Below are 859 nucleotides of genomic sequence, written 5' to 3'. Positions count from 1 at the left end.
CTCGCTGCGGATCGCGGGCTTAAAGCTCACGCATGGGAAGGCCGAACCATTCATATCCGCGAACCTTCATCGCCGGGAACTGACTGGAATGATGAGCTGGTGAACTGGGTCGCGCGCCGCAAGGGCTAAGCGCATTGAGCATAACTCCGGGTTCATTGGTTTGGAGAGAAGAGCAAAGCTGGAGGGTTTTTGAACCCACGATGTCCGTGAGGTTCATTCAACTCAACCAGGAGTAAATATCATGTTTCAGTCTATTGCCTTGAACAAACTCATTCCGAGCCCGCGAAATGTCCGCAAATCATCCGATCCTACTGCCGATGCGCAGTTAAAGGCTGATATCGCGGCACGCGGTTTGTTGCAAAATCTGCTTGTTTGCAAAGCAGCACGCGGGAAATTTGAAGTCGAAGCTGGTGGCCGCCGATTAGCAGCGCTGAAATCGCTGGCGAGTGAAGGTACGGTCAAGAAAAACATGCCCGTCACCTGCCTTGTTATTGAAGGCGAAGACGGCGAAGTGCGCGAAGCCAGCCTTGCTGAAAACTTTCAAAGGCTTCAAATGAACCCCGCCGACGAAGCCCAGGCCTTTGCGGCAATTATCGAAGCGGGCGCATCGCCTGAAGATGTTGCGCGGCGCTTTGGTGTCACGGTGCGATTTGTCGAGGGACGGCTCCGGCTCGCCTCGCTTGCGCCTTGCGTCTTCGATGCATTGGCAGCTGGCGAAATCACGCTCGACATTGCCAAAGCCTATGGCGCCACATCGGATATTGAACGGCAAGACCAAGTGTTCGCCGAGGTGCAGGACACTTACTATCAGATCACGTCGGACAGCATCCGCCGTATGGTGCTTGAACGATCCATACGC

Annotated in this window: 1 protein-coding gene; it reads left to right on the top strand. The window is 54.7% G+C overall.

All coding sequences use genetic code 11. The features are described from left to right. Positions 1–241 precede the first annotated feature (241 nt). Positions 242–859, top strand: a 618-nt coding sequence (locus V7676_RS18660; RefSeq protein WP_335661060.1) for a ParB/RepB/Spo0J family partition protein, incomplete at its 3' end; no start/stop codon positions are given.

This window comes from Parasphingorhabdus sp., from assembly GCF_036963805.1.
Classification (GTDB): Bacteria; Pseudomonadota; Alphaproteobacteria; order Sphingomonadales; family Sphingomonadaceae; genus Parasphingorhabdus.
Note: the sequence above shows the minus strand (reverse complement) of the source record. Positions and strands in the feature narration are given on the sequence as shown.